The organism is Vibrio sp. OY15 (genome assembly GCF_000742455.1).
GTDB classification, from domain to species: domain Bacteria; phylum Pseudomonadota; class Gammaproteobacteria; order Enterobacterales; family Vibrionaceae; genus Vibrio; species Vibrio alginolyticus.
This window is the reverse complement of record NZ_JPIL01000006.1, coordinates 1-24,945: the sequence shown is the minus strand read 5'-3', so window position 1 is coordinate 24,945 and position 24,945 is coordinate 1. Positions and strand designations below refer to the sequence as shown.

The window sequence follows — 24,945 nt, the reverse complement described above, 5'->3', positions numbered from 1 at the left end:
CTCTACCTAGCTTGCCATCTCTTCAACATAACCATCCGCTAGTTTCATTTTCTGCTTATCGGTCATTACCTTACCGGCTAACTGGAAGAAACGCTGCTCTTCTTCCTCAAGATGGTGCAACACTTTGTGACGCAAGGTTTTCATTAGGTTGAGCCACGCTGGCGAGCTCATATCGGTTGCATCAAGCTGTGCAATCACTTTATCAATTTCATGATGCTCTGCGATGCCATGGCGAGTGAGATCAATGGTCTTATCGCTATCTATTAAAGGCGCGTAGAAAAATCGCTCTTCTGCCGCTGCGTGCTGTTCGAGTTCCTCTTTAAGGTTGTGGTAAAACTCTTCACGAGCGGGGGAATCTCCAGACGTTTCCATCAGAGCATCGAGTAAAAGGCGCTGCTTTTCATGACTCTCTTTCAGTACATCAAATATGTTTTTCATCTTTGACTCCTTATCTGATTGTAAACAATTGGGACAAAAGGAAGGGCGGTGATTGACCGCCCCTCTCTTACATAGCTATGCGTAAAAACCTAACCTGATTCGGCTAACAGTCTTGGTCTTCAGCGTTTAGGTTTTCTTTAATGTTTTCACATTCATCTTCAATCGCATTTTGGGTTTCTTCGGCGGCTTCATCTATCTTTTTGCCGGCCTGTTCCATTGGCCCTTCTTCACTACAAGCTGCCAACGCAAACACCAAACCGAATACTGCGGCGATACGGTAAATAAATGACGTAAGTCGCATGGAATCTCCTATCTATTTACGTTTTTTCTTCCCAGCAGAACAATCACTATTGATACAATTAATGACAATAGGAATAGGTAAAATATCACTTGCGCGATAGAGGCAGCAGCTCCTGCAATACCGGTAAAGCCTAATAGTGCAGAAATTAGTGCCAGTGCCAGAAAAATAAACATCCAACGAACCATAGTGTTACCTCCTAATAAAAGTGGGTTAAATCACTCGGCTCGCTATTATTGAACCACTTCTAGCTTATCAATCACCTTATTTACGTCATTGGTGTTATTTGCAATTGAAATTGCAAGATCATGCTCCGCATCTGAATTAACTTTACCTGCCAACGTTACCGTTTTGCGTTCTGTCGTTACATCAATATCCGTACCACTCACATTGGTATCCATTAGTAGGCGCGTTTTAACTATAGTCGTGATTTTAGAATCGGTCAGTGTAGCTAAAGCTTCTGAATCAGTTTCTTTCTTGCCTTCATTCACTACTGACAATTCGTTGTTTACTTTTTTCACACCATCAAGACCAGTAACAAGCTCTTCGGCAAGTGATTTTTCAAGATCATTGTTTACCGAACCAGAAAGGGTAACGACCTGATTCTCTACATCGGTATTGATATCAAAAGAGTTGAGATTGCTGTTTAGCAGTAGTGTGGTTTCAGCTTTACCATCTAGCCAAGCGTCCATGGATTCTTTTTCCCATTTATCACTCGCTAAGACTGCTGTAGATGAAGTAGCAAGAACTGACGTAAGTACAATTTTAGCTGCGATGTTATTCATGGTAATTCTCCTTTATTGACGTTGCACTTCCCTAGGAGCAAACCATGTGCCAACTTTATAACTCATTGTTTTTAAGTGACTAATAAAGGAAAGAGGTAAAAATGAGATGAGCAATAAAGTATAAGCATGAATTATTTACACGTAAAAAATGTAATTTTTAATCGGTGATAAAGCCTCCGCCACTTGTGCAGAAATAACCTGATAAAACAGAAAGGCTATTTCTCCAGGATCAATTAATAGCAAAATTATTATTTTAAAAATAAAAATCTGAACAAAAGGAAATATCTACTGATGGCTCTCACCGATATATATCAAAAAGGGGCTAACAACATAAAAATACCGAACAAATCCTTAAATCTATGCTGACAATATTTTGTCTTGTGAAGTGAGAATAATCCACGTACATTGTTTCTGTCATAGTAAAGAGGACATTTCTATGTCGATGCCAAGCCTGTTTCTAAGAATACAAGATCCATCACTTAAAAATGCCATCGCTTCTTGCCAGGAACTGAACAAATTTCGTCTGCATGACATCGATGCCGCAGACCAATGGATTGAAGATTTCCTACAACTCAAACCGGAAGTTGCGATTGTTGAAGTCGCCCACTTTACTAGTGCAGATTATCAACGTCTTTCTAATATCGAAGACATCTACGATATGGACTTGATCATCATTAGCTCAGGCGCTCCAAACGAGAACTTGGATAAACTGATGAACTTGGGTGCTATTTTTCACTACAGAAAGCCCGTTGATATTGCCATTCTGACGGACACCCTGAGCGAAGTCAGCCAGTACTATCAACACAAACAAGATCAAGGGCGTAAAGTGTCCACCAGCGATCTTGACCAATTTGGTCTTTTGGTCGGATCTTCCTCTCCGATGCATCAGCTCTATCGTATGATCAGGCGCGTTGCTAAAACAGAAGCCAACGTCCTTATTGTCGGTGAAAGTGGATCAGGCAAAGAACTGGTGGCGCAGACCATCCACTTAGCGAGTGAGCGTAAACAACAGCCCTTTATAGCGATTAACTGTGGTGCCATTAGCCCTGAATTGGTTGATAGTGAACTGTTTGGTCATGAGAAAGGCGCTTTTACCGGAGCAAATAAAACTCACCAAGGTGTATTTAAGCAGGCAGAGGGCGGCACACTATTTTTAGATGAAATCACCGAGATGCCTATCGAGCATCAAGTGAAGCTATTGCGGGTGCTAGAAACCGGAGAGTATCGCCCAGTTGGCAGTAATACAGTTCATATCGCTAATACTCGCATCATTGCTGCTACAAACCGTGATCCTAAAATCGCCATTGAGGAGCAGTTCCTGCGTGAAGATCTGTTTTTCCGGTTATCGCATTTCCCATTAACGATACCGCCACTGCGAGAACGAGGCGGTGATATCGTCGGTCTGGCCAAGCACTTTATCGCGCACCGCAACGCCAATGAGGCAAAAACCAAAACGATTCTTGACTCTGCGATCCAAAAAATCGCTGCACACGACTGGCCAGGTAATGTCCGTGAGCTCAAACACACGATCGAGCGTGCATTTATTTTGGCTGATGACACCATCCGAGATGAACACCTGATCTTCGACACACCACCATTGGAAACAGGCACCAGCATCGAAGACCTTGTTCCGGCGGGCGTTTCACTAGAAGAGCTAGAAAAAGCCGCCATTCTCAATACCCTTGAAGAGAATCAAGGCAATAAAACGGAATCAGCGCAGGAGTTAGGCATTAGCGTGAAAACGCTCTATAACAAACTCGAAAAGTATCAAGACGAGTAACTCGCTATGGGAATACAAAAAAAGCACTGAATAAAACTCAGTGCTTTTTTTGTATCTTATCTTTTATGCAGTTAGGCTGCGTTTGGTGTTTGATTAAACCCACTGACCCGCAACAAAACCGCTCGACCAGCACCACTGAAAATTGTAGCCCCCTAGCCAACCAGTCACATCCATCACTTCACCAATAAAATAAAGCCCTTTAATGTCTTTGCATTCCATGGTTTTCGAGGATAAGTGATCAGTATCGACACCGCCGAGTGTCACTTCCGCAGTTCGGTAGCCTTCAGTGCCATTCGGGGCGATATCCCAATGCTCTAGACGCTCCACAATCGCCGCAAGCTCCTTTTGATTGAACTGTTTTAGCGGTTTATCGACTAGCTCTTTACGTTCAATTAAGACTTCAACCAGACGCTTAGGCAGCACTTTGGCAAGCGTATTCTTGAGTGACTGATTTGGATGCTTCTCACGACTGCGTTCTAATAACTCAGCAACATCATCGTTTGGCACAAGATTGATCAACACCTTTTGTCCGGCCCGCCAGAATGAAGAAATCTGTAACACTGCTGGACCAGATAACCCACGATGTGTGAACAACAGGGCTTCTTTGAACATGGTGCCATCTTCAGCCGTAATTTCCGCAGGTACCGCGATACCAGATAACTCAGCAAAGTCTTCTTTGTCTTCTTTATGCAGAGTAAATGGTACAAGCCCTGCCGTGGTTGGGATAACTCGAAGACCAAATTGTTCCGCGACTTTATAACCAAATGGTGTCGCTCCCAGTTTTGGCATCGACAAGCCACCTGTTGCGATAACTAAAGACTCACATTCGACAATCTCAGTACCAGCATGCAAACGAAAGCCTTCATCAATTTTTTCAATCGAATGAACATCGCATTGGTAACGCTGCTCGATGTTCGGCATGTCACACTCAGCTAACAACATCTTCACGATATCTTTGGCCGTAAATGCTTCGACACAAAACAACTGGCCGTGATCACGCTCTTCGAACTCAATGCCATGTTTACACACCATCGAGATAAAATCCCAGTTAGTGTATTGGGAGAGCGCCGACTTAACAAAGTGCGGGTTTTGACACAAATAGTGATTAGCTGAAACGTCGTAGTTAGTGAAGTTACAACGACCACCGCCCGAGATAAGGATTTTACGTCCTGGCTTTTTAGCATGATCGAGCACCAAAACACGGCGGCCTCGCTTGCCTGCTTCTGCAGCACACATTAAACCTGCTGCGCCTGCGCCAATTACAACAACATCAAATTTCTTACTCATCGGTAGCTCTTAGACTGATTGGTATCAAATCAAAATAAAAAAGGATGTGCACATTGCACATCCTTGCTTTCTAGGCGCGACATTCTACCGACAAATACCGAAAGGGAAAAGCGCTTAAACTCTAAGCGCTCTGTATGTCCGCAAAATCTCAGACAGAACAACTTCTGGATTATTGACTCTTAGAGAATGAAGGCCGCAAGTAGCGTCACGCCGAGCAACGCGGTCGATAGAACAAACAATTCACGCACTCTTTCACACTTACCAGTAAAAATTTCATCGTGGTGATGATGATATTCTTTACTTTTAATGTAGTGATACAACCTCACCTGCTTGGTGACATTTCCATGAGTAGTAAAAAAACCATTACCATCAACTTGCTGATATAACAGCGGATGCGCTTCACGCATGATATAAATTAGAGAACGAAGAGCGGTGAGATACCGGACCATATTAACTCCAGTTACCACCATTAGCGCAAATAAGATTGTGTCTCCACTGATCATCTTTTCCTCCCTACATCTTCAACAATGCTCAAGAGAAAAAGACGACCAACACTTCGTCTTTACCCGCTACTTACAACGTCCCAAAACGCGTTTACGCAGCTGGAGCATCCATGATTGAAGATGAACCTTCTTTCGCCATTTGTGCTAGATCTTTGTCAATGAAGAACAACGCTTTACCGTCTTCACCTACCAGTTCGATCTTATCTAAAATCCCTTTAAACAACTTCTCTTCTTCGTGCTGTTCTGACACGTACCACTGTAGGAAGTTAAATGTTGAGTAGTCTTGGCTTGTAAATGCAACGTGCGCCAGTTTGTTGATTTTTTCCGTGATCATTTGCTCATGTTCAAATGTCTCGCGGAAAACGTCACCTAGGCTCGCAAAGTCATGCTTTGGCGCATCAATAGCGCCTAAGATTGGCATTGAGCCAGTTTCACTCACGTAAGTGAATAGGCGTTGCATGTGCTCCATTTCTTCTACGGCGTGAGCGCGTAAAAATTCAGCCGCACCTTCAAAACCTTTGTCTTCACACCAAGCACTCATTTGTAAGTATAGATTGGATGAGAAAAATTCTAGGTTAATTTGCTCATTCAATTGTTCGACCATAGTTTGAGACAGCATGTTAACTCCTATTATTGTGCATGCAATATACCCAAGTAACCTCGAAATAAATGACGCTGCGAGAATAGCTTGGTCTGGCAGACACGGCGAAGTTTCACTTCAACTCTAGTCAGTAACACTACGCTTATTTCAGCATATCAAAGTCACTTGGGTATAACGCCACTATAACATGATTACTGAGACAAGACTTTGTACCTACGGCACCGATATGAGATCACTTCAGCAAATTTTTTTTGGGGTTGGTGCTAATCTAAAACTATGACCTTACAAGGAGATAGCAATATGAGTTACAAACACATACTTGTGGCAGTCGACCTTTCAGACGACAGTAAAGTGTTGATTAAGAAAGCCGTATCACTGGCTAAACCTCTGGATGCGAAAGTCTCTTTTATTCACATCGACGTGAACTACGCAGAACTCTACACCGGGCTTATCGATATCAATATGGCAGAAGCGCAACATCAAGCAATGGAAGCATCGCGCACACAATTGGCAAACTTCGCTGAATATGCGCAATACCCAATTGCCCATACTTTAGTCGGTAGTGGCGATTTGAGTAATGAGCTGTGCGATACCATTCAAGATTACAGTATTGATTTGGTGGTTTGTGGTCATCACCAAGATTTCTGGAGCAAGATTCTATCTTCGACTCGACAGCTGATTAACTGCTCACCAGTCGATATGCTGGTCGTACCGCTAAAAGACTGATTGGCGCAGCGATAAAACTTGGTTAGACTGCGGGCACATTTGTTGTTGATAAAGATTCTCATCCATGGCTTATCTATCCGCAGTTACCCTACTTTGGGCATTCTCATTTAGCCTGATCGGCGTTTACCTCGCCGGTCAGGTTGATTCTTGGTTCTCGGTGTTCATGCGCGTGGCACTGGCGAGCCTGGTTTTCATTCCCTTTTTGAAATTCCGTGGCGTTAGCAAACCCCTGATCGCGAAACTGATGACCGTCGGTGGCTTCCAGCTCGGCTTGATGTATTGCTTCTACTACCAATCTTTTTTGCTCCTTTCCGTGCCAGAAGTATTGCTGTTCACCGTATTCACACCCATTTACGTCACGCTAATCTATGACTTCTTGAAAGGTCGCTTTTCACCTTGGTACTTAGTTACCGCTGCAATAGCCGTATTTGGTGCCGCCTGGATTAAATTTGCAGGCATTAATGAAGATTTCCTACTGGGCTTTTTGGTCGTACAAGGAGCAAACCTCTGCTTTGCCATCGGTCAGGTGGGCTACAAATATATCATGGAGAGTGAACCCGTCGATTTGCCACAACACACCGTGTTTGGCTACTTCTACTTAGGTGCACTTTGTGTAGCAACCGTGGCTTTCGCGCTCATGGGTAACCTCGACAAACTACCTACCACTGCAACACAATGGGGCATTCTGACATACCTTGGGTTGATTGCTTCTGGTTTTGGTTACTTTGCTTGGAACAAAGGCGCGACTATGGTGAACGCAGGTGCACTGGCAGTAATGAACAATGCATTGGTTCCGGCGGGCTTGATTGTAAACATTGTGATTTGGAACCGCGATGTTGATGTCATGCGACTCGCCATTGGCGGTGCGATCATCATGCTATCCCTATGGATTAACGAAACCTGGGTGAAAAAGCGCGTAGAGATGAGCTACGCCAATAAGTAACGCAGCTAATCCTATAAACATTTCGACAATAAAAAACGCTCTCCGACTGGAGAGCGTTTTTTTATTTGATTAATGCACTTTGGCTTGTGAGATTGCGTTCATCAAAGCATTAGGTGGCGTTGGCAGCAACACTTCTAGTTTCGCATTACGCGCTTCCAGTTTACGCTGACGCTTAAGTAACTTTTGTTGTTTTTTCGCCACTTTTAGCAACTTCTTTTGCTGCTTATAGTGCTTTTTCAGTGCTTTTTTCGCTTTCTTGAGCGATTTTTTATCGGCCAAATCAAACAGTGCAGGAGCCGCCATCGACACTGGTGTCACCACTTTCGCGGCTTGTTTCTTCTCTTTCACTCGCTCGACCACACGTTTCACGATCGCCGCCTTTTCTGCGCTGTGTTTTGACGTGACGGAAATGGATTGCGCAGGCAGCGCTTCAGCTAACAAACCGCATGCTTGTTGCTCGTTTAACGGCTTGTCTTGGCATTTTTGTGGAGGAATTGCGGCAGGCTTACACAATGAGTCTTTAGAAGCGGAAGAGCGTGCACAAGAGCGACAAACGAACTTAGGTGCGACGACCAAACGGTGAATGTCACCCAAGTTGGCCGCAATTTGTTTGCGGTTCATCTTACATAAGCGTTTAGACATTCGACTACTCCAGCTTCCCAATTATCGACAGCATCACAACAAGTGAAATAATAATAATTCTTAGTTAGATATACAGTCAGGGAAGGGAATTAGCAAGAGAAAACTATCAATAGAGACGAGGAAAGAGAGGCTGAGTCACAGCACGATACACCATACTGTGACAAGAAAAGTTGAGCCGTCAGGAAGTTATGCCATCGATGCTTTAACGTAGACATCGAAGCGATTTTTTTTCGTTTCAATCGCCATGGTCGGTTTTTTCTCGTTCAGCCAGTTAGCATAGTCTGGGCGTTTAACTACTACACGCTTTGTGGCTAACGCCATGGCTGGTTCTAGTAGGCCATCGGCGTCCAAATCGGCGCCAACCAACGATTGGAAAACGCGCATTTCTTTTTTTACGAGCGCCGACTTCTTTTTATTTTCTGGGTGCGGATACATCGGGTCAAGATACACCACATCTGGCTGGACAAAGTCTTTATCTTGCGCCAATTGTTCCAGCGCATCATGGCTAGAAGCATGGATTAGCGACATGCGCTCAGATACCCAGGTGCCGATTTCTGGGTCTTGTTTCGCTCGATCCAAGCCATCATCTAACAAAGCCGCTACGACTGGATGACGCTCGACCATCTGCACTTTACAACCTAGCGAGGCGAGCACAAACGCATCACGACCAAGACCTGCCGTGCCGTCTAACACGGTTGGCGTTACCCCTTTGTTCAACCCCGCAGCTTTCGCAATTGCTTGGCCTTTACCACCACCGAACTTGCGACGATGACCTACCGCACCACCAATCAAATCCACAAAGATTGCACCCAGCTTTGGCTCATCCACTTTACGTAGCTCCAAACGCTCGGTGGTTAGCACCAAAGCAAAATCGCTATCGTCAGTGTGAGAAAGCTGCCAACGCGCAGCGAGTTCATCAAGATGAGATTGTTGAGACGGGTTTTCACAGATCAATTGCAGTTGCAAAAGGAGGCTCCAATAAAAATCGAGGTAACTGGCGCTGAGTGTATACCTAAGTTACCTATTAATGCTAGGTTGAGCTTGCTACGCAGAGGTTATACAACCGTCAGTTGCTCCACTAGCTCAGAAAGCGGCTTAGGATGACCAATACCGTAGCCTTGACCGTAGTCCACACCGAGGTCTATCAAATGCTGCATAACCTGGTCATTTTCGACAAACTCCGCCACCGTCACTTTACCTAGTTGCTTCGCCAAGTCATTGATTGAACGAACCATCACGCGGTCCATTTCATTTACGTTGATATCTTGCACGAAAAGACCATCAATTTTCACGATATCGACAGGAAGTTTCTTTAAGTAGCCAAATGAAGACAATCCAGATCCGAAATCATCCAATGCAATCATACAACCCAAAGCCTTTAGCTTGGTAAACAGCTCAATGGCTTGATCCAGATTGCTCATCGCCGCTGTCTCGGTGATTTCTAAGCAGATTTTTTCACACGGCAGAGTCGAACTTTCCAATCGCTCCAATAAGAAGTCTATAAACTCTTGATTCCCCATAGATTGACCTGAAAGGTTTATCGAACAGCGACCAAGCTGTTCAACCACCTCAGGACGCTGTTCAAACCACTCTAGTGTTTGAGTAATAACCTGCTTATCAATCCAATGGGCAATGTTGTAACGCTCGGAAGCAGGGATAAACAGCGCAGGAGAAACATAATCACCGTACCCATTGCGAATACGCACCAAAATCTCAAAATACATTTGAGTCTCGTGCTTTTGTAAGCTTTTTATCGGTTGAGCAAACAGTTCTAAACGTTGATTCGACAATGCCTCATGCACCAAATTGACGCTCTGCATTTCCATCTGACGACGCTGCAACTCTTCGTTATCTAAGCTGAATAGATTATAGCGGTTACGGCCTTGCTCTTTAGCGGCGTGACAAGCAGAGTCTGCTTGAGCGTGCACCATTTGTGGCGTATCAGCGGTATGATCGATGATACGGATACCAATTGAGCAACTGATGAACAGGCGTGTGTCTTCCCAAATAAAGAGGTGTTCGCTTAGTGTCGAGATGATCAGTTTGGCAATATTGATGGCGCCATATTCGTCACAGTCTTTGAGTAACACCGCAAACTCATCGCCTCCCATTCGAGCCAAGATGGAATTGTACGGCAGAACGCCTTCCAGCATACTGGCGCAGAATTGAATCGCCGCATCACCTGCATCATGCCCAACCGTATCATTGAGGACTTTTAGTTGATCTAAGTCGAGGTACAACATGGCGTGGACTCGACGATGGCTGTCCACTTCGCACAGTGCGGTCTTAAGCTCTAGTTCAAAATGGTTTCTGTTGTAAGTCCCCGTCAGTAAGTCATAGCGAGCTTGGTATTCCAATTTCTCGGAAAGCAGTTTGGTTTCGGTAATATCTTCGCCCACAATCAGTAGTTGCTCAGATTCACTCAGCGGACGAATATTCTCGCGCACCCAAACACGATGACCATTTGCATGACGATACTCGACTTCACGTCGCCAAACACCATGCACTTGCTGGTTGGGTTGCAATAACACTTGGCGAGGGAACAGCACTTTGTCATCAAAATAGAACTCCCTCAGGCGATGTCCGAGCATGTCCATCGGTTTGTAGCCAAGAAGTAGTTGAGCAAATCGATTCACTTCTTGAATTCGGTTATTACTATCAAGCGTCACCATCATCACGGGCTGCTGCTCGTAATAGTTGCGTAGGGTTGACTCACGTTGGTAGAGCTTGTCCTCCATCAATTTACGACTGGTAATATCGCGCGCTTCAAACAAGTATTGCTTATGATTCCCTACTTGCTGAGAAAAAGGCTTGAGCGAAACTTCTAATACCAAGGCGCCGTGTTCTTTACTCCAAATTTCAGCTTCAAACGTCGACACTTGATGGTGAGGCGCGTGGAAATACTCCTCAAGCAACGCTTGTGCTTTTTCACTCCAGTTGGGGTGAAACCAAAGTGGTCGGTCTAAACGCAGTCCTTGGTGATAAAGTAAGGATTGAAGGTGATCGTTGCCCGATTTAAGCACACCGTTGGCATCCAAAATGCCCATATACTGCATGCTCTGATCGAAAATCGATTCTAGAATAGCCTGGCTTTCTCGCGCAGCGCTCTCACTTCGACGCATCCGCTGTAAATAATAACCCATCAGCAAAATGACCACCGACATCACCACAAACAGGCTACCAAACAGGCGAATTTCCTTGGCAAAACGTTCAGAAAGCTTCATTGGCTTATTAAAAAATACCGCAGAAACCTCTTGTTCAGCCCCCAATCCCCAACGCGCTACCGCTTGGTAATCGAGCTTTATTTCAGAATCACTTTTTTTCACCGCAGGCAGAGGCTGATCAGGGTTATCCAAAACGAACTCAAGCATCTCTGCGCTCTCAATACCATGCCGATAACCACTTTGAATAACCCCTCCAACTGCGCCATGGCCCAAACCAATGTCATGCACCATAAACAGCGGCGCGTTTGAGACTTTGTTGACACCAACCCAGTCACGCTCGCTGCCAACCATACCTTGTTTATCTCGGTAATAGGTCCAGAACAAGACGACTTTATTGGAACTCAGTTTTGCGACTTGTTGTTTTAGATCGATGATGCTGTCTGGGACAAGTTGTACGATTTTGTCTCGATATTGCGGGAACTTGAGGACAAAATTGTCGATTTGATAACGCAACACCTCACCGGTCACCGAGTGGTCACTGACGATGAGAACTTGTGTGTAGTTCGGATGTAAGCGCTCAATAAGAGCGAGATTCGCTTCCAAATCGACATCTTCCATGACTCCGGTTGCATTCAGAGAACGATGTAAAGAAGGATGGTAGTTATTAATGCCGTTAAATATAACTGGGGTGTCTTTGATGATTGGGGCTAAACGCTGCATGAGTTCAAGCGCATTGTTATCGCTCACTAAAATGGCATCGAATCGCTCTTTGCGTAATTTCGTAAGATACAAGGATTTTAGTTGTGCAAAAAACTGCTCACTCTGGTTACGTTTCGAGTCTAGATAGAGCACACGCATGTCCAGCGCTCGATCGCCCAGCTGTTGCTCGATGCCTCGCTGTATGGAGTCCGTCCAGAAAAAACCCTGATGATAGGAGTGCACGACCAACACCTTCGGATCTGAGGCCGTAGCAAACGCGCTCCAACATAGCGCGGCAATAACCAGAAAACGCTGCACATTATCTCCATAGCTCGGAGTTAACCCGCAGTTACTCCTGCCAAACCTTGTGAATCCTATCCGCTATGAGTATAAAAGGGAGGTAAAACTCTATCCCTAACGGAAATCATAGTATGAATGCGAGCCTGCCGAAACTCGACGACCTTGACCGCGCAATATTAAAAACACTGATGGCTGACGCCAGAACGCCCTACGCAGAAATGGCAAAGCAGTTCGATGTCAGCCCTGCCACTATCCATGTGCGTATCGAGAAGATGAAGTCGGCTGACATCATCGAAGGAACGGAGGTGATCATCAATACCAAAAAGCTTGGCTACGATGTGTGCTGCTTTATTGGTATTAACCTCAATGCAGCTCGTGATTACCACTCCGCGTTAGAAAAACTCAACGCGCTCGACGAAGTCGTTGAAGCTTACTACACCACGGGCGCGTATAACATATTCGTCAAATTGATGTGCAAATCGATTGAAGAGCTGCAATTTGTACTGATCGACAAGCTGCAAGCCATTGATGAGGTTCAGTCCACGGAGACATTGATATCGTTGCAGAACCCGATCAACCGCAACGTAAATCCGTAAAATTTTTTATAAAAAATGTACAAAAAAGGCCAACCGTTCGGTTGGCCTTGATGTTTTTTGCTCAATTTACGCCGCAATACCCGAATGGCGCAACAGTGCATCGATTTGTGGCTCGCGGCCACGGAAGCGCTTAAACAGCTCCATTGGCTCTTCACTGCCCCCCATTTCTAGGATGTTGTTCAGGAAGCTTAGACCCGTCTCTTTGTTGAAGATGCCTTCTTCTTCAAAGCGAGAATATGCGTCTGACGACAGCACTTCAGCCCACAGGTAGCTGTAGTAACCCGCACTGTAGCCACCAGCAAAAATATGACCAAAGCTGTGTGAGAAACGCGCCCACTCAACCGCAGGAACTACCGCGACTTTCTCTTTCACTTTCGCCAGAGTTTCCAGTACACGCGCACCCACTTCAGGGTCATATTCGGTGTGAAGCGTGAAGTCGAACAAGCCGAATTCTAGCTGACGCAAAATACCCATCGCAGATTGGAAGTTTTTCGCTGCGAGCATTTTGTCTAGCATCGCTTTAGGTAGCGGCTCACCTGTCTCATAGTGACCAGAAATGAACGCCAGCGCATCCTCTTCCCAACACCAGTTTTCTAGGAACTGACTTGGTAGCTCAACCGCATCCCAAGGCACGCCATTAATACCTGAAACAGCACCTGTATCAACTTGCGTCAACATGTGGTGGATTCCATGACCAAACTCATGGAATAGCGTCACGACTTCATCGTGCGTGAACAGTGCTGGTTTGTCGCCCACTGGACGGTTGAAGTTACACGTTAGATACGCAACCGGCGTTTGCAGCTCGCCAGATAGCGTAACGCGACGACCACGACAATCATCCATCCACGCGCCGCCACGTTTGTGTTCACGAGCGTAGAGATCTAGGTAGAAGCTGCCACGGAGTGAGCCTTCAGCATCAAAGATATCGAAAAAGCGCACGGACTCATGCCAAGTGTCTACGCCTTCGCGCTCAGTAACGGTCATGCCAAACACGCGGTTTAGCACTTCAAACAGACCGCTCACGACTTTTGACTCTGGGAAGTATGGGCGCAGTTCTTCATCCGAAATTTGGAACAGGTGCTGCTTTTGTTTCTCGCTGTAGTAAGCGATATCCCAAACGCTCAGCTCTTCAACACCAAACTCACTTTTCGCAAACTGACGTAACTCTTCGACTTCACGTTCACCTTGCGGTTTCGCTCGTGTCGCTAGGTCATTCAGGAAGCCCAGCACTTGATCCGGCGTTTCAGCCATCTTTGTTGCTAACGACTTTTCACTGTAAGTATTGAAACCTAGCATACGTGAAATTTCATGGCGCAGTTTTAGCTGCTCAGTAATGATTTCTGAGTTATCCCATTTGCCTGCGTTTGGACCTCGATCAGAAGCGCGCGTCACGTACGCTTCGTACACTTCTTTACGCAACTCTTGGTTATCGCAGTACGTCATGACAGGTAGGTAAGATGGGATATCTAGCGTAATTAGGTAACCATCTAACTCTTTTGCTTCTGCAGCGGCTTTCGCTGCTGCCAGCGCCGATTCTGGCATACCTGCTAGGTCTTTCTCGTCTGTGATGTGCTTGGTCCAACCCATGGTGGCATCCAGCACATTGTTAGAGAATTTAGAGCTCAGCTCAGACATACGTTTGCTGATCTCGCCGTAACGGTGCTGCTCATCGGATGGCAAACCAATGCCTGATAACTCGAAATCACGCAGTGCATCAGTGATGGTTTTCTGCTGGGCACGAGTTAACGTTGCAAATTCTTCGCTCGCTTTGATGGTTTTGTACGCTTCGTACAACCCTTTATGCTGACCAACCCAAGTGCCGTACTCTGACAAAATTGGTAGGCAACTTTCGTAAGCTTCACGTAGCTCTTCGCTGTTCACTACCGAGTTCATGTGACCCACTGGCGACCAGATGCGGCTTAAGCGATCATCCGCTTCTTCAATTGGCGCAATCACACTGTCCCAAGTTGGGTGAGCGTTGTCTTGTAGAACTTCATCGATTTTTGCTCGGCAGTCAGCAATCGCTTGCTCAACGGCAGGCTTGATGTGTTCTGGTTTAATTTGAGAAAACGGAGGTAGGTCCGTAAACGTCAGAAGAGGATTAGACATGAATAATTCCTTTTGTGTTTTGACTCTGTGATTGCCTGTCTATTTTATGTAGATAGGCCAACTCAATGTACAGACGAGCCAGCAACATGGATTGGGGGAGCTCCGTTCCCTTTCTCTATGCCGCGATGACCATCATATAGTCAACCAGCGCTACTCTGTCCTTGAGTCTTGTTATACCTAAATGAGATTTCACACCCTTTTGAGTGCGAGAAACTCACCTAGTTCAATTCGATTACCAATAGTAAGTGTGGGTGACTTAAAGAAATTTCAATAGCGTCCCCTTATCAGAGGAACAGATTTGATTGGAAGTTCTACATCTTTAAGTTACTTGAGTATAATACCGCCATAGAGTGAAAATCACAGACCACACTCAGCCAAAGAGTGTTTCGAGAGTTTAATTTGTTAAGTTACCGCCACAGCTTCCACGCTGGCAACCATGCCGACGTGGTCAAACACATCGTTCAAAGCCTCATTCTTGATGCGCTGAAACAAAAAGATAAGCCATTCGTTTATCACGATACCCACTCGGGTGTGGGCCGTTACGATCTGACTCACGAATGGTCTGAAAAAACGGGCGAATACAAACAAGGCATCGCACGTATTTGGGATAACCCAAGCATTCCTGAAGACATCAAAAGCTACATCGATGCCATTAAAGTGCTCAACAACGGCGAGAAACTGCGTTACTACCCAGGCTCACCACGTGTGGCGCGCGCGCAAATCCGCCCACAAGATCGCATGGTGCTGACCGAGTTGCACCCAGCCGATCACCCATTGTTAGAGCAAGAATTCCATCGTGATCGCCAAGTGAGCATCTTCAAAGAAGACGGATTCCAACGCCTCAAAGCAAGCTTACCGCCACAAGAACGTCGTGGTTTGGTGCTGATTGACCCACCATACGAACTCGCGAAAGAGTACCGCGATGTGGTGCGAGCGATTCATCAGAGCCATAAACGTTGGGCAACCGGTATCTACGCGATTTGGTACCCAGTGGTAAACCGCCACGACATCGAAGATATGATCGAAGGCTTGGAAGCACTGGGCATTCGTAAAATTCTGCAAATCGAGTTAGGTGTTGCACCAGATACCAACGAGCGCGGCATGACGGCATCCGGCATGATTGTGATTAACCCGCCATGGAAACTGGAAAGCCAGATGAAAGAGATTCTGCCATTCCTGCAAGACGCGATCGCACCAGCAACTGGCCACTGGAAAGTGGACTGGATTGTGCCAGAGTAAGCACTTCAGTACTGATATCTTCAAGCGCAACGATATTCTCGTTGCGCTTTTTTATGCTCTCACCTTCTCCCTCCAATCGTGCTTATTCTTCTTTTTGTGCCTCTCATCGCTATTTGTCATAAGTATTGTCGCTTTTTCCCATTTAGGAATTAGTCGAATTCGATTTATGATAGTGGGATAACGGTGGCATTGAGTTCGGGCAAGGTCATCCCAATCTATCTATGTACCAGATAAAATTTATAAGCTCTTGGAGAAAGTAATGGCGACTCATTTTGACTATATCTGTATCGGTGGCGGCAGTGGCGGCATCGCATCAGCAAACCGTGCGGCGATGTACGGCGCGAAAGTTGCGCTAATCGAAGCTCAAGACCTTGGCGGTACCTGTGTCAACGTAGGTTGTGTACCGAAAAAAGTGATGTGGCATGGCGCGCAAATCGCAGAAGCAATGAACCTGTACGCAGAAGATTACGGTTTTGATGTCGACGTGAAAGGTTTCGACTGGAGCAAACTGGTTGAGAGCCGTCAGGCGTACATTGGTCGTATTCACCAATCTTACGATCGCGTTCTTGGCAACAATAAAGTAAACGTGATTAAAGGCTTTGCTAAGTTTGTTGACGAAAAAACTGTCGAAGTAAACGGTGAACACTACACAGCAGATCACATCCTGATCGCGGTTGGTGGCCGTCCTACTATTCCAAACATTCCAGGCGCTGAATACGGCATCGATTCAAACGGCTTCTTCGACCTAGCAGAGCAACCAAAACGCGTTGCGGTTGTTGGCGCAGGCTACATCGCAGTTGAAATTGCTGGCGTACTGCACGCGCTAGGTACAGAAACGCACCTGTTCGTACGTAAAGAGTCACCACTGCGTAGCTTCGATCCAATGATCATCGATACGTTGGTTGAAGTAATGGACGCAGAAGGTCCAAAACTGCACACCCACTCTGTACCAAAAGAAGTGGTAAAAGAAGCCGATGGCAGCCTAACTCTGCACCTAGAAAACGGTGAGAGCCAAAACGTTGACCAACTGATTTGGGCAATCGGTCGTCACCCAGCAACAGACGCAATCAACCTAGCGTCAACCGGCGTGGCAACGAACGAAAAAGGCTACATCAAGGTAGACGAATACCAAGAAACTAACGTGAAAGGCATCTACTGTGTGGGTGACATCATGGAAGGCGGTATCGAACTAACACCAGTAGCAGTGAAAGCGGGTCGTCAACTTTCTGAGCGTCTTTTCAACAACAAACCAAACGCGAAGATGGACTACGATTTGGTACCAACTGTGGTATTTAGCCACCCACCAATCGGCACTATCGGTCTAACGACGCAAGAAGCGGAAGAGAAGTACGGCAAAGACAATATCAAAGTCTACACGTCTGGCTTTACGGCGATGTACACCGCCGTTACTAAGCACCGTCAACCATGTAAGATGAAGCTTGTATGTGCGGGCGAAGAAGAAACGGTTGTTGGTCTGCACGGCATCGGTTTCACGGTAGATGAAATGATCCAAGGCTTCGGCGTAGCAATGAAGATGGGCGCAACCAAAGCAGACTTCGACTCTGTTGTGGCTATCCACCCAACGGGCTCAGAAGAGTTCGTAACGATGCGTTAATTACGCGCTAATCGCATTGCTGATTTCAGCGAATCATTTGAAAAGGTCATCTTAGGATGACCTTTTTTTGTTATCCCATGCTTAACTCGCATTCTCTAATAATGTGCGAATAAACTCGGCTTTAATAGCACTCTCCTGCTTACCATCATGAATCAGACACAAGTCTGCACGCAGTGATTCTTTCAGCTTGATAAAACGAATCCCATGCCAATGATGCTGAGAAAACGTCGACGGCACCAACGTCACGGTATTGCTGTTTGCCACATACGCCATCAAGGTGCTTGGCTCCACCACTTGTTTGCCAATATGGGGTGAAAAGCCTTCTTGCAGACAGGCATTGATGATGAAGTTTGCCGAAGCAGAATTCGCCAAACTCATAAACGCAAACTCACACGTCTTTAAATCTTGGAGCCGCAGCAAAGATTTGCTGGCTAACTCATGTTGCTCCGACACTGCTACCACAAACACATCTTTGCCCAAAGACACCGACTGATACGGATAAATGTTGAGTGCATCGGCAAAACGCACGATGCCCACATCGATTTTCTTCTCGCTCAGGTGCTTCTTTTGCGTCTCTGGGTTAAGGTCAAAAATGTCGGCGTGATAAGTGTCATGCTCAGCATGGAAGCGCTGTAACAGACGATCAAATCCGCCCCAAAATGCGCTACTTACCACACCAACTCGCAAGATATTTCTCTGGTTCAACCCCACTTGCTGAACTTGATTGAGCGAGACATCCAAGGTCTGAAAAATCAGTTGGCATTTGGACTCCAACAATCGTCCGGCCTCCGTTAGCATGACGTTTCTTGAATCACGCTCAAACAGTTTGACGTTAAGCACCTCTTCCAACTCTTTGATGCGATTGCTCAACGGCGAATTGGTGATATTGAGGTTCTCGGCCGCCTTAGTGAAATGCTTGGTTTGTGCGACCTCGTAAAAGTAACGCAGCATCTTCAGCGTCACGCGCTCAAATGGTTCTGACTTCATGCATAGAGTCCTAGCGAATTTCATCATCCTCTTTTTAAGGATGATAGTAGCGAATAAAGCAAAGATAACCAGCGCAGAAAGTCACACAATGGAATCAACACACAACCAGAAGGTGACTAACATGAATCACGATCCAGTAATCGGCGCGCTACAAACCATTCGCGAACGCAAACCAAACTTCCAACCTAAAGCGGCGTTTATTTTAGGCTCTGGCTTAGGCGTATTGGCAGACGAGCTACAAGACAAAGTGGTCATTCCATACGAAGAGCTCGAAGGCTTTCCGGTTAGCACCGTGCAAGGCCACTCTGGTGAGTTGGTACTTGGCACCATGGGCGGCGTAGACGTAGTGTGCATGAAAGGTCGCGGTCACTACTACGAACACGGCTCAATGAAGGTCATGACAACACCAGTACGCACCTTTAAAAAGCTGGGCTGTGAGTTTTTGCTCGTCACCAACGCGGCAGGTTCACTTCGCCCTGAGCGTATTGATGTCGGTTCTCTGGTGGTATTTCATGACCACATCAACACCATGCCTGAATCGCCAATGATCGGTCCGAATGATGAAGAGTACGGCCCGAGATTCTTCAGCCTCGCCAATGCGTACGACAAAGACCTGCGCGCAGAAGCGTTTGAAGTCGGCAAAGCCAATGGCATTCACCTCAATGAAGGTGTGTTTGTCTCTTACACAGGCCCCAACTTTGAGACCGCAGCCGAAATCCGCATGATGCAAATCATCGGTGGTGATGTGGTGGGCATGTCGGTCGTGCCAGAAGTGATTTCTGCGGCGCATTGCGGCTTACCCGTATTGGCAGTGTGTGCGATCACCAACATGGCAGAAGGCTTGGGAGATGTAGAATTGTCTCACGCCCAAACATTGAAGTGCGCGAAGCTAGCCGAAGCAGATTTTATTCGCTTTATTAAGCGCTTTATGAAGCATCACTTCTAAAGCCGTTTCATTCCAAAAAGCAAAAGGGTCATCAAGTAACTTGATGACCCTTTTTCGCATCACGTTTTCTAACGTTCGGGGGTATTTCGGAGCCGTTTGTGCGTTTTACTTAACTGCGCGCACCAATTCAGCAATGCCTTCCCAATCGCCGTTGTCCATCATTGCGGTTGGCACCATCCAAGTACCGCCACAAGCCACAACCGATTTCAGCGCTAGGTAATCTTCCACGTTGGATGGGCTTACGCCACCTGTTGGCATGAATTCCACTGGGTAAACCGCCGTGAGTGCTTTCAGCATGTTTACGCCGCCTGATGGCTCAGCAGGGAAGAACTTCAACGTACGCAGACCCATTTCCATCGCTTGCTCAACCAAGCTTGGGTTGTTTACACCCGGTACGATAGTCACACCACGTTGCTGACAGTATTTCACTGTGGTTGGGTTGAAGCCTGGGCTAACGATAAAGTCCACGCCCGCTTCGATTGCGATATCCACTTGTTCTGTGGTCAGAACGGTGCCCGCGCCAATCAACAGTTCTGGGTACGCTTCACGCATGATGCGAATCGACTCCGCCGCCGCTTCGGTGCGGAATGTCACTTCCGCACATGGTAAACCGTTTTCTACCAACACTTTTGCCAGTGGCAGAGCGTGTGCTACGTCGTTGATTGCGATAACTGGGACGATTTTGATTTCTCTTAATCGTTGTTCAAGTGTTGTCATGGGGAACCTCTAAAGAATAAAGCTTAATGTTGCGACGATAATAAACGCGATACCGCCAAGTAACGTTTCCATTACCGTCCAAGTTTTTAATGTGGTTTTCTCATCCATCTCAAGGAGACGAGATACCAACCAGAAACCAGAGTCATTGAAGTGAGACAGTACCGTTGCACCACCCGCAATCGCGATTACGATAAAGCAAAGGTCGAGTTCACTCAAACCTGTTGATGCTGCCACTACTGGCGCGATAAGAGCCGCCGTAGTGGTTAGCGCTACGGTTGCCGAGCCTTGAGCAACACGCAGACAAGTTGAAATCACAAACGCCGCCACAATCACAGGCATACCTGTGTCTGTAAGAACGTCAGCCAGTGCATCACCAATACCGCTTGAGCGCAGTACGCCGCCAAACATGCCACCTGCACCCGTTACTAGGATAACACCACAGATAGGAGCCAATGACTCACCACATAATTTTTCTAGTTTTGCCATGCCGTAGTCTTTGGCAAACACAGCCAGACAGACAATCAAAGTGATCAGCAACGCAACTGGGGTTTTACCTAGCATACGTAGGAACTCAACCAGTGCCGTTTTACCATCAATCACACCCGCAACCGCCAGTGTGTTCAATACCGTATCCAAACAGATTAGCAGGACTGGCAGCACAAGGATGGTCATAACCGTGCCAAATTTTGGTGCGTTGCGCTCATCCACCATCGCTTCGCCATTAAAGAAGGCTTTAGATAGTGGGATATCGAATTTTTTGCCCGCGTACAAACCAAATAGGTAAGCGCCAAGGTACCAAGTTGGAATAGCTACCAGAATACCCACCACCAATAACAGACCGATGTTTGCGCCAAGGAATTCGGCCGCTGCAACCGGACCTGGATGTGGTGGAACAAACGCGTGCATAACCGCAAAAGCACCAGCTGCAGGCAACGCGTATTTAATTGGTGAGCCACCAAAACGAGCCGCCACACTGAGGATGATTGGCATCATCACTACAAGGCCAGCATCGAAGAAGATTGGGAAGCCAAACAGTAATGAAGCGACGCCCAAAGCAAATGGTGCGCGCTCTTTACCAAAGCGACCAATCAAAGTGTCTGCCAGCACTTTCGCACCGCCAGTCACTTCAAGAATTTTACCGATCATCGCACCAAGACCAACCAGCAATGCTACGGAAGCCAGTGTGCCGCCGAAGCCGCCCATCATGGTCGATACGACTTTCTCAGAAGGAACGCCAGTGGCGATTGCTGTGCCTAAACTCACCATAGTAAGGGAAGCAAAAGCATGGACTTTCAGTTTAATGATCAGAACGAGTAACGCTGCAATGGCAAGGCCTGCAATCGTCAGTAGGAACGTAGGATCTGGGGCTTGGGTTAATTGCTCCATAGGTTCACCTTTAAGAATTATTGTTTGTGTTATGGTTCACATTTATTTCAGTTACCGGTAACATGTTACCGATAACATGAATAAGATAAACCCATATTTTAAAGTGAATTCAAAAATTGAGATCACGCGCAAATTTGGTTATGAGGATAAGTTATGGCTGGTAGTAGTGTCATCGTTATGGGCGTTTGTGCTAGTGGTAAAAGCACAATTGGTGAGCATCTAGCGAAAAAGCTAGGGCGTAAATTCATTGATGGTGATGATCTTCATCCACGAGCGAACATTCAGAAAATGGCATCGGGCCAGCCTCTGAACGATGATGATCGCAAGCCATGGCTAGAACGCATTCGTGATGCGGCGTACAGCCTAGAAAGCAAAAACGAACACGGCATTATTGTCTGTTCAGCACTGAAAAAGATTTACCGCGATCAGATCCGCGAAGGCAACGACAACGTGACCTTCCTGTTCCTTGATGGCGATAGGGAGTTGATCCTTAATCGCATGCGTATGCGCAAAGGCCACTTCATGAAAGAAAACATGGTGAAGAGCCAATTCGAGACACTAGAGCGCCCAGACAACGAGCCTCAAACTCTGATCGTCAGTATCGACGGAGACATCAGCGACGTGGTGGAACGCTCTGCTACTGAGCTAATCAAAATGCAAGCGATCGAGGTGGCGTAATGACTCACTCTGTTGTTATTGAGGTCACACAACGCTTGACCGAGCGCAGCCGCGAAGCGCGCGCTGCCTTTCTTGCTCGCACCGAAGTGCAAGCCGAAGCTGGCAAAGGCCGTGTTGGTTTATCTTGTGGTAACTTAGCCCATGCAGTCGCCGCTTCTTGCTCTTCTGAAAAGAAAAATATTCTCGATTTTACTCATGCCAATCTCGCGCTGATCAGCGCCTACAACGACATGTTGAGCGCCCACCAGCCGTACCAAGACTATCCAGCGCAAATCAAACAAGTACTGGCGGACTACGGCCATACAGCGCAAGTCGCAGGTTGTGTGCCAGCGATGTGCGATGGGGTGACTCAAGGTCAAGCAGGCATGGATATGTCGCTGTTTTCGCGTGACTTAATTGCGCAATCAACGGCGTTGTCTTTGAGCCACAATGTCTTTGATGCCACATTACTGCTTGGCATCTGTGACAAAATCGCCCCGGGGCAACTGATGGGCGCGCTGTCTTACGCGCACCTACCGACTGCGTTTGTACCAGCGGGTCTGATGGCAACAGGCATCAGCAACGAAGAGAAAGTCGACGTGCGCCAAAAATACGCAGCGGGTGAAGTCGGCAAAGACGCTCTGCTGGATATGGAGTGTCGCGCTTACCACTCTGCGGGGACGTGTACGTTTTACGGCACAGCCAACACCAACCAGTTGGTGTTCGAAGCCATGGGCTTGATGCTGCCAGGTTCGGCATTCATCCATCCCCATACCCAACTGCGTAAAGCGTTAACCGATCACGCGGCTCTGAAAATCGCCTCAATGACGGCGGGTTCTGCACACTTCCGTCCGTTGGCAGAAGTGGTCACAGAAAAGAGCTTGGTCAACGGCATCATCGCTCTACTCGCATCTGGCGGCAGTACCAATCACACCATTCATATGATCGCCGTGGCGCGTGCTGCTGGCATCTTGCTCACGTGGCAAGACATCAGCGATCTGTCGGATGTGGTTCCTTTGTTAGCTCGCGTTTACCCGAACGGCCCAGCCGATATGAACGCGTTCCAAGACGCGGGGGGCGTGCCCGCGTTATTGCACCGCTTGAACCAATCCGAGCTTTTGCATCGCGATGTGAAACCCGTGTTTGGTGAATTTGAAGACCAAATGACGCTGCCGAGCCTTGTCGATGGCCAACTGACTTGGACACCGTGCCAAGGCAGCCAAGACGGTGACGTGATCGCCAAACCAGACGCCACTTTCCAAAACACCGGCGGCACTCGCGTACTTCACGGTAACTTGGGCAAAGCCGTGGTGAAAGTGTCTGCGGTGAAAGAAGAGCAACGCGTGATTGTGGCACCTGCGATCGTATTCCAATGCCAACACGAAGTGGAGGCCGCGTACAAACGTGGCGAGCTGAACAAAGACTGCATCGTTGTGGTCACACACAACGGCCCAGCGGCAAATGGCATGCCTGAACTGCACAAGCTGATGCCAATTTTAGGGAACGTGCAAAAAGCGGGCTTTAAAGTCGCGCTAGTGACGGACGGTCGTTTATCTGGTGCATCCGGTAAAATTCCGTCTGCGATTCACGTTTCTCCAGAAGCCATTCGTGGTGGCGCGATTGGTTTGGTGCGCAACGGTGATTTGATTCGCCTTGATTGCCAAACGGGCGAACTGAACAACTTAAGCGACACCACTGGTCGCGAGTTGATTCATTTCGATACCGAATCGACCCAACAAACTTGGGGACGAGGCTTGTTTAGCGTGATCCGCCAAAACGTATCGAGTGCAGAAGAAGGCGCAAGCTTTATTGTTTAAGGCGAGAAGAAAGACCTCGTCATTCCGACGAGCCTAGGCGAGATCAGGAATCTACTATCAACGTGTTGTGAAGCTAGAGAAAACTCCTCTGCCACTGCACTTTTTGTTGGTAGATTCTGAATCACGCTCGTCCCTCGCTGTTCAGAATGACGAGCTTTGGGATTAGCCTCAGTTCTTTCTAAAAAACGAATGAATCCGTCATTCCGACGAGCCTAAGCGAGATCAGGAATCTAATAGCAAAATGCGTGAAGCCAGAGAAAACTCCTCTGCCACAGCACTTTTTGTTGGTAGATTCTGAATCACACTCGTCCCTCGCTGTTCAGAATGACGAGTTTTTGAGATTGGCCACCGCTCTTTCTAAAAACGAATGAATCCGTAATTCCGACGAGTCTAAGCGAGATCAGGAATCTAATATCAATGAGCTGTGAAGCCAGAGAAAATCCCCTCTGCCACTGCACTTTTTGTTGGTAGATTCTGAATCACACTCGTTCCTCGCTATTCAGAATGGCAAGCTTTGGAGTTGGCCTCGGTTCTTTCTAGAAACGAATGAATCCGTCATTCCGACGAGCCTAAGCAAAATCAGGAATTTAATATCAGCGTGCAGTGAAGTCAGAGAAAACTCCTCTGCCACTGCACTTTTTGTTGGTAGATTCTGAATCACACTCGTTCCTCGCTATTCAGAATGGCAAGCTTTAGGATTGGTCACTGCT

At 46.9% G+C, this 24,945-nt stretch carries 24 protein-coding genes; 9 read left to right on the top strand and 15 right to left on the bottom strand.

Translation table 11 applies throughout. From position 1 onward, the window contains the following. Positions 1-6 precede the first annotated feature (6 nt). The 4 genes from IJ23_RS07235 to IJ23_RS07220 all read right to left on the bottom strand — a co-directional run bounded on the left by IJ23_RS07235 (position 7) and on the right by IJ23_RS07220 (position 1,521). Positions 7-438: a hemerythrin domain-containing protein gene (locus tag IJ23_RS07235; protein ID WP_005379185.1), complete on the bottom strand. Its 432-nt coding sequence runs from the start codon at positions 436-438 to the stop codon at positions 7-9. A gap of 103 nt (positions 439-541) precedes the next feature. After that, the gene (locus IJ23_RS07230) at positions 542-739 is read right to left on the bottom strand and encodes a hypothetical protein (RefSeq protein WP_005379178.1); all 198 of its coding nucleotides are present in this window, start codon (positions 737-739) and stop codon (positions 542-544) included. Between the two features lie 8 nt (positions 740-747). Continuing rightward, positions 748-924 (bottom strand): DUF1328 family protein, encoded by a 177-nt coding sequence (locus IJ23_RS24055; RefSeq protein ID WP_005379177.1) that lies wholly within the window; start codon positions 922-924, stop codon positions 748-750. 45 nt (positions 925-969) lie between these two features. Further along, entirely contained in the window at positions 970-1,521 is a 552-nt protein-coding gene (locus tag IJ23_RS07220) for a BON domain-containing protein (protein WP_005379174.1), read from the bottom strand. 436 nt (positions 1,522-1,957) lie between these two features. Here IJ23_RS07220 and IJ23_RS07215 point away from each other — a divergent pair, with 436 nt between their 5' ends. Beyond that, complete coding sequence (locus IJ23_RS07215) at positions 1,958-3,301, top strand: sigma-54 interaction domain-containing protein (protein ID WP_005382945.1); 1,344 nt, start codon at positions 1,958-1,960, stop codon at positions 3,299-3,301. Positions 3,302-3,394: 93 nt separating this feature from the next. On the opposite strand, the gene IJ23_RS07210 is transcribed toward IJ23_RS07215, so the two are convergent. From IJ23_RS07210 to ftnA, 3 genes are all read right to left on the bottom strand, one after another. Further along, positions 3,395-4,588, bottom strand: coding sequence for an NAD(P)/FAD-dependent oxidoreductase (locus IJ23_RS07210; RefSeq protein ID WP_005379170.1), 1,194 nt, complete (start codon positions 4,586-4,588; stop codon positions 3,395-3,397). Positions 4,589-4,767: 179 nt separating this feature from the next. Continuing rightward, positions 4,768-5,091, bottom strand: coding sequence for a universal stress protein UspB (uspB, locus tag IJ23_RS07205; RefSeq protein ID WP_005379169.1), 324 nt, complete (start codon positions 5,089-5,091; stop codon positions 4,768-4,770). A 91-nt stretch (positions 5,092-5,182) separates the two neighbouring features. Next, positions 5,183-5,710 carry a non-heme ferritin gene (gene ftnA, locus IJ23_RS07200; protein WP_005379167.1) on the bottom strand — a complete coding sequence of 176 codons (528 nt, stop codon included), beginning with the start codon at positions 5,708-5,710 and terminating at the stop codon, positions 5,183-5,185. A 282-nt stretch (positions 5,711-5,992) separates the two neighbouring features. On the opposite strand from ftnA, the gene uspA reads away from it, so the two are divergent. Both uspA and IJ23_RS07190 read left to right on the top strand, forming a co-directional pair. Continuing rightward, positions 5,993-6,418 (top strand): universal stress protein UspA, encoded by a 426-nt coding sequence (gene uspA / locus IJ23_RS07195; protein WP_005379165.1) that lies wholly within the window; start codon positions 5,993-5,995, stop codon positions 6,416-6,418. Between the two features lie 64 nt (positions 6,419-6,482). After that, the gene (locus tag IJ23_RS07190; RefSeq protein ID WP_017635030.1) at positions 6,483-7,361 is read left to right on the top strand and encodes a carboxylate/amino acid/amine transporter; all 879 of its coding nucleotides are present in this window, start codon (positions 6,483-6,485) and stop codon (positions 7,359-7,361) included. A gap of 69 nt (positions 7,362-7,430) precedes the next feature. On the opposite strand, the gene IJ23_RS07185 is transcribed toward IJ23_RS07190, so the two are convergent. From IJ23_RS07185 to IJ23_RS07175, 3 genes are all read right to left on the bottom strand, one after another. Further along, positions 7,431-8,003, bottom strand: a complete 573-nt coding sequence (locus tag IJ23_RS07185; RefSeq protein WP_017635031.1) for a hypothetical protein — start codon at positions 8,001-8,003, stop codon at positions 7,431-7,433. 186 nt (positions 8,004-8,189) lie between these two features. Continuing rightward, positions 8,190-8,969, bottom strand: coding sequence for a class I SAM-dependent methyltransferase (locus IJ23_RS07180; protein ID WP_033905881.1), 780 nt, complete (start codon positions 8,967-8,969; stop codon positions 8,190-8,192). An 89-nt stretch (positions 8,970-9,058) separates the two neighbouring features. Beyond that, positions 9,059-12,184 (bottom strand): EAL domain-containing protein, encoded by a 3,126-nt coding sequence (locus IJ23_RS07175; RefSeq protein ID WP_033905880.1) that lies wholly within the window; start codon positions 12,182-12,184, stop codon positions 9,059-9,061. Positions 12,185-12,297: 113 nt separating this feature from the next. On the opposite strand from IJ23_RS07175, the gene asnC reads away from it, so the two are divergent. Further along, positions 12,298-12,762, top strand: coding sequence for a transcriptional regulator AsnC (gene asnC, locus IJ23_RS07170; protein ID WP_005389595.1), 465 nt, complete (start codon positions 12,298-12,300; stop codon positions 12,760-12,762). Between the two features lie 66 nt (positions 12,763-12,828). Here asnC and prlC read toward each other — a convergent pair whose 3' ends face one another. Further along, a complete protein-coding gene (prlC, locus tag IJ23_RS07165; RefSeq protein WP_033905877.1) occupies positions 12,829-14,871 on the bottom strand; it encodes an oligopeptidase A in 2,043 nt (680 codons plus the stop codon). 399 nt (positions 14,872-15,270) lie between these two features. Here prlC and IJ23_RS07160 point away from each other — a divergent pair, with 399 nt between their 5' ends. Beyond that, positions 15,271-16,110: a 23S rRNA (adenine(2030)-N(6))-methyltransferase RlmJ gene (locus IJ23_RS07160; protein WP_005379158.1), complete on the top strand. Its 840-nt coding sequence runs from the start codon at positions 15,271-15,273 to the stop codon at positions 16,108-16,110. Positions 16,111-16,369: 259 nt separating this feature from the next. Continuing rightward, complete coding sequence (gorA, locus tag IJ23_RS07155) at positions 16,370-17,725, top strand: glutathione-disulfide reductase (protein ID WP_005379157.1); 1,356 nt, start codon at positions 16,370-16,372, stop codon at positions 17,723-17,725. An 81-nt stretch (positions 17,726-17,806) separates the two neighbouring features. Here the strand turns inward: gorA and IJ23_RS07150 are convergent, their stop codons facing one another. Next, a complete protein-coding gene (locus tag IJ23_RS07150; RefSeq protein ID WP_005379156.1) occupies positions 17,807-18,712 on the bottom strand; it encodes a LysR family transcriptional regulator in 906 nt (301 codons plus the stop codon). A gap of 121 nt (positions 18,713-18,833) precedes the next feature. On the opposite strand from IJ23_RS07150, the gene xapA reads away from it, so the two are divergent. After that, positions 18,834-19,658, top strand: a complete 825-nt coding sequence (xapA, locus tag IJ23_RS07145) for a xanthosine phosphorylase (protein ID WP_005379149.1) — start codon at positions 18,834-18,836, stop codon at positions 19,656-19,658. A gap of 105 nt (positions 19,659-19,763) precedes the next feature. Here xapA and IJ23_RS07140 read toward each other — a convergent pair whose 3' ends face one another. Both IJ23_RS07140 and IJ23_RS07135 read right to left on the bottom strand, forming a co-directional pair. Beyond that, on the bottom strand, positions 19,764-20,375 hold the full coding sequence (locus IJ23_RS07140) for a bifunctional 4-hydroxy-2-oxoglutarate aldolase/2-dehydro-3-deoxy-phosphogluconate aldolase (RefSeq protein ID WP_005394384.1): 612 nt from the start codon (positions 20,373-20,375) through the stop codon (positions 19,764-19,766). 9 nt (positions 20,376-20,384) lie between these two features. Beyond that, positions 20,385-21,761: a GntP family permease gene (locus tag IJ23_RS07135; RefSeq protein WP_012841240.1), complete on the bottom strand. Its 1,377-nt coding sequence runs from the start codon at positions 21,759-21,761 to the stop codon at positions 20,385-20,387. Between the two features lie 153 nt (positions 21,762-21,914). On the opposite strand from IJ23_RS07135, the gene IJ23_RS07130 reads away from it, so the two are divergent. Together IJ23_RS07130 and edd are read left to right on the top strand one after the other, a co-directional pair. After that, complete coding sequence (locus tag IJ23_RS07130) at positions 21,915-22,439, top strand: gluconokinase (protein ID WP_033905875.1); 525 nt, start codon at positions 21,915-21,917, stop codon at positions 22,437-22,439. After that, positions 22,439-24,235, top strand: a complete 1,797-nt coding sequence (gene edd / locus IJ23_RS07125) for a phosphogluconate dehydratase (protein WP_033905870.1) — start codon at positions 22,439-22,441, stop codon at positions 24,233-24,235. The genes IJ23_RS07130 and edd overlap by 1 nt, the downstream gene beginning before the upstream one ends. Positions 24,236-24,734: 499 nt before the next feature. Here edd and IJ23_RS25285 read toward each other — a convergent pair whose 3' ends face one another. Continuing rightward, a complete protein-coding gene (locus IJ23_RS25285) occupies positions 24,735-24,896 on the bottom strand; it encodes a hypothetical protein (protein ID WP_155396189.1) in 162 nt (53 codons plus the stop codon). Between the last annotated feature and the right edge of the window lie 49 nt (positions 24,897-24,945).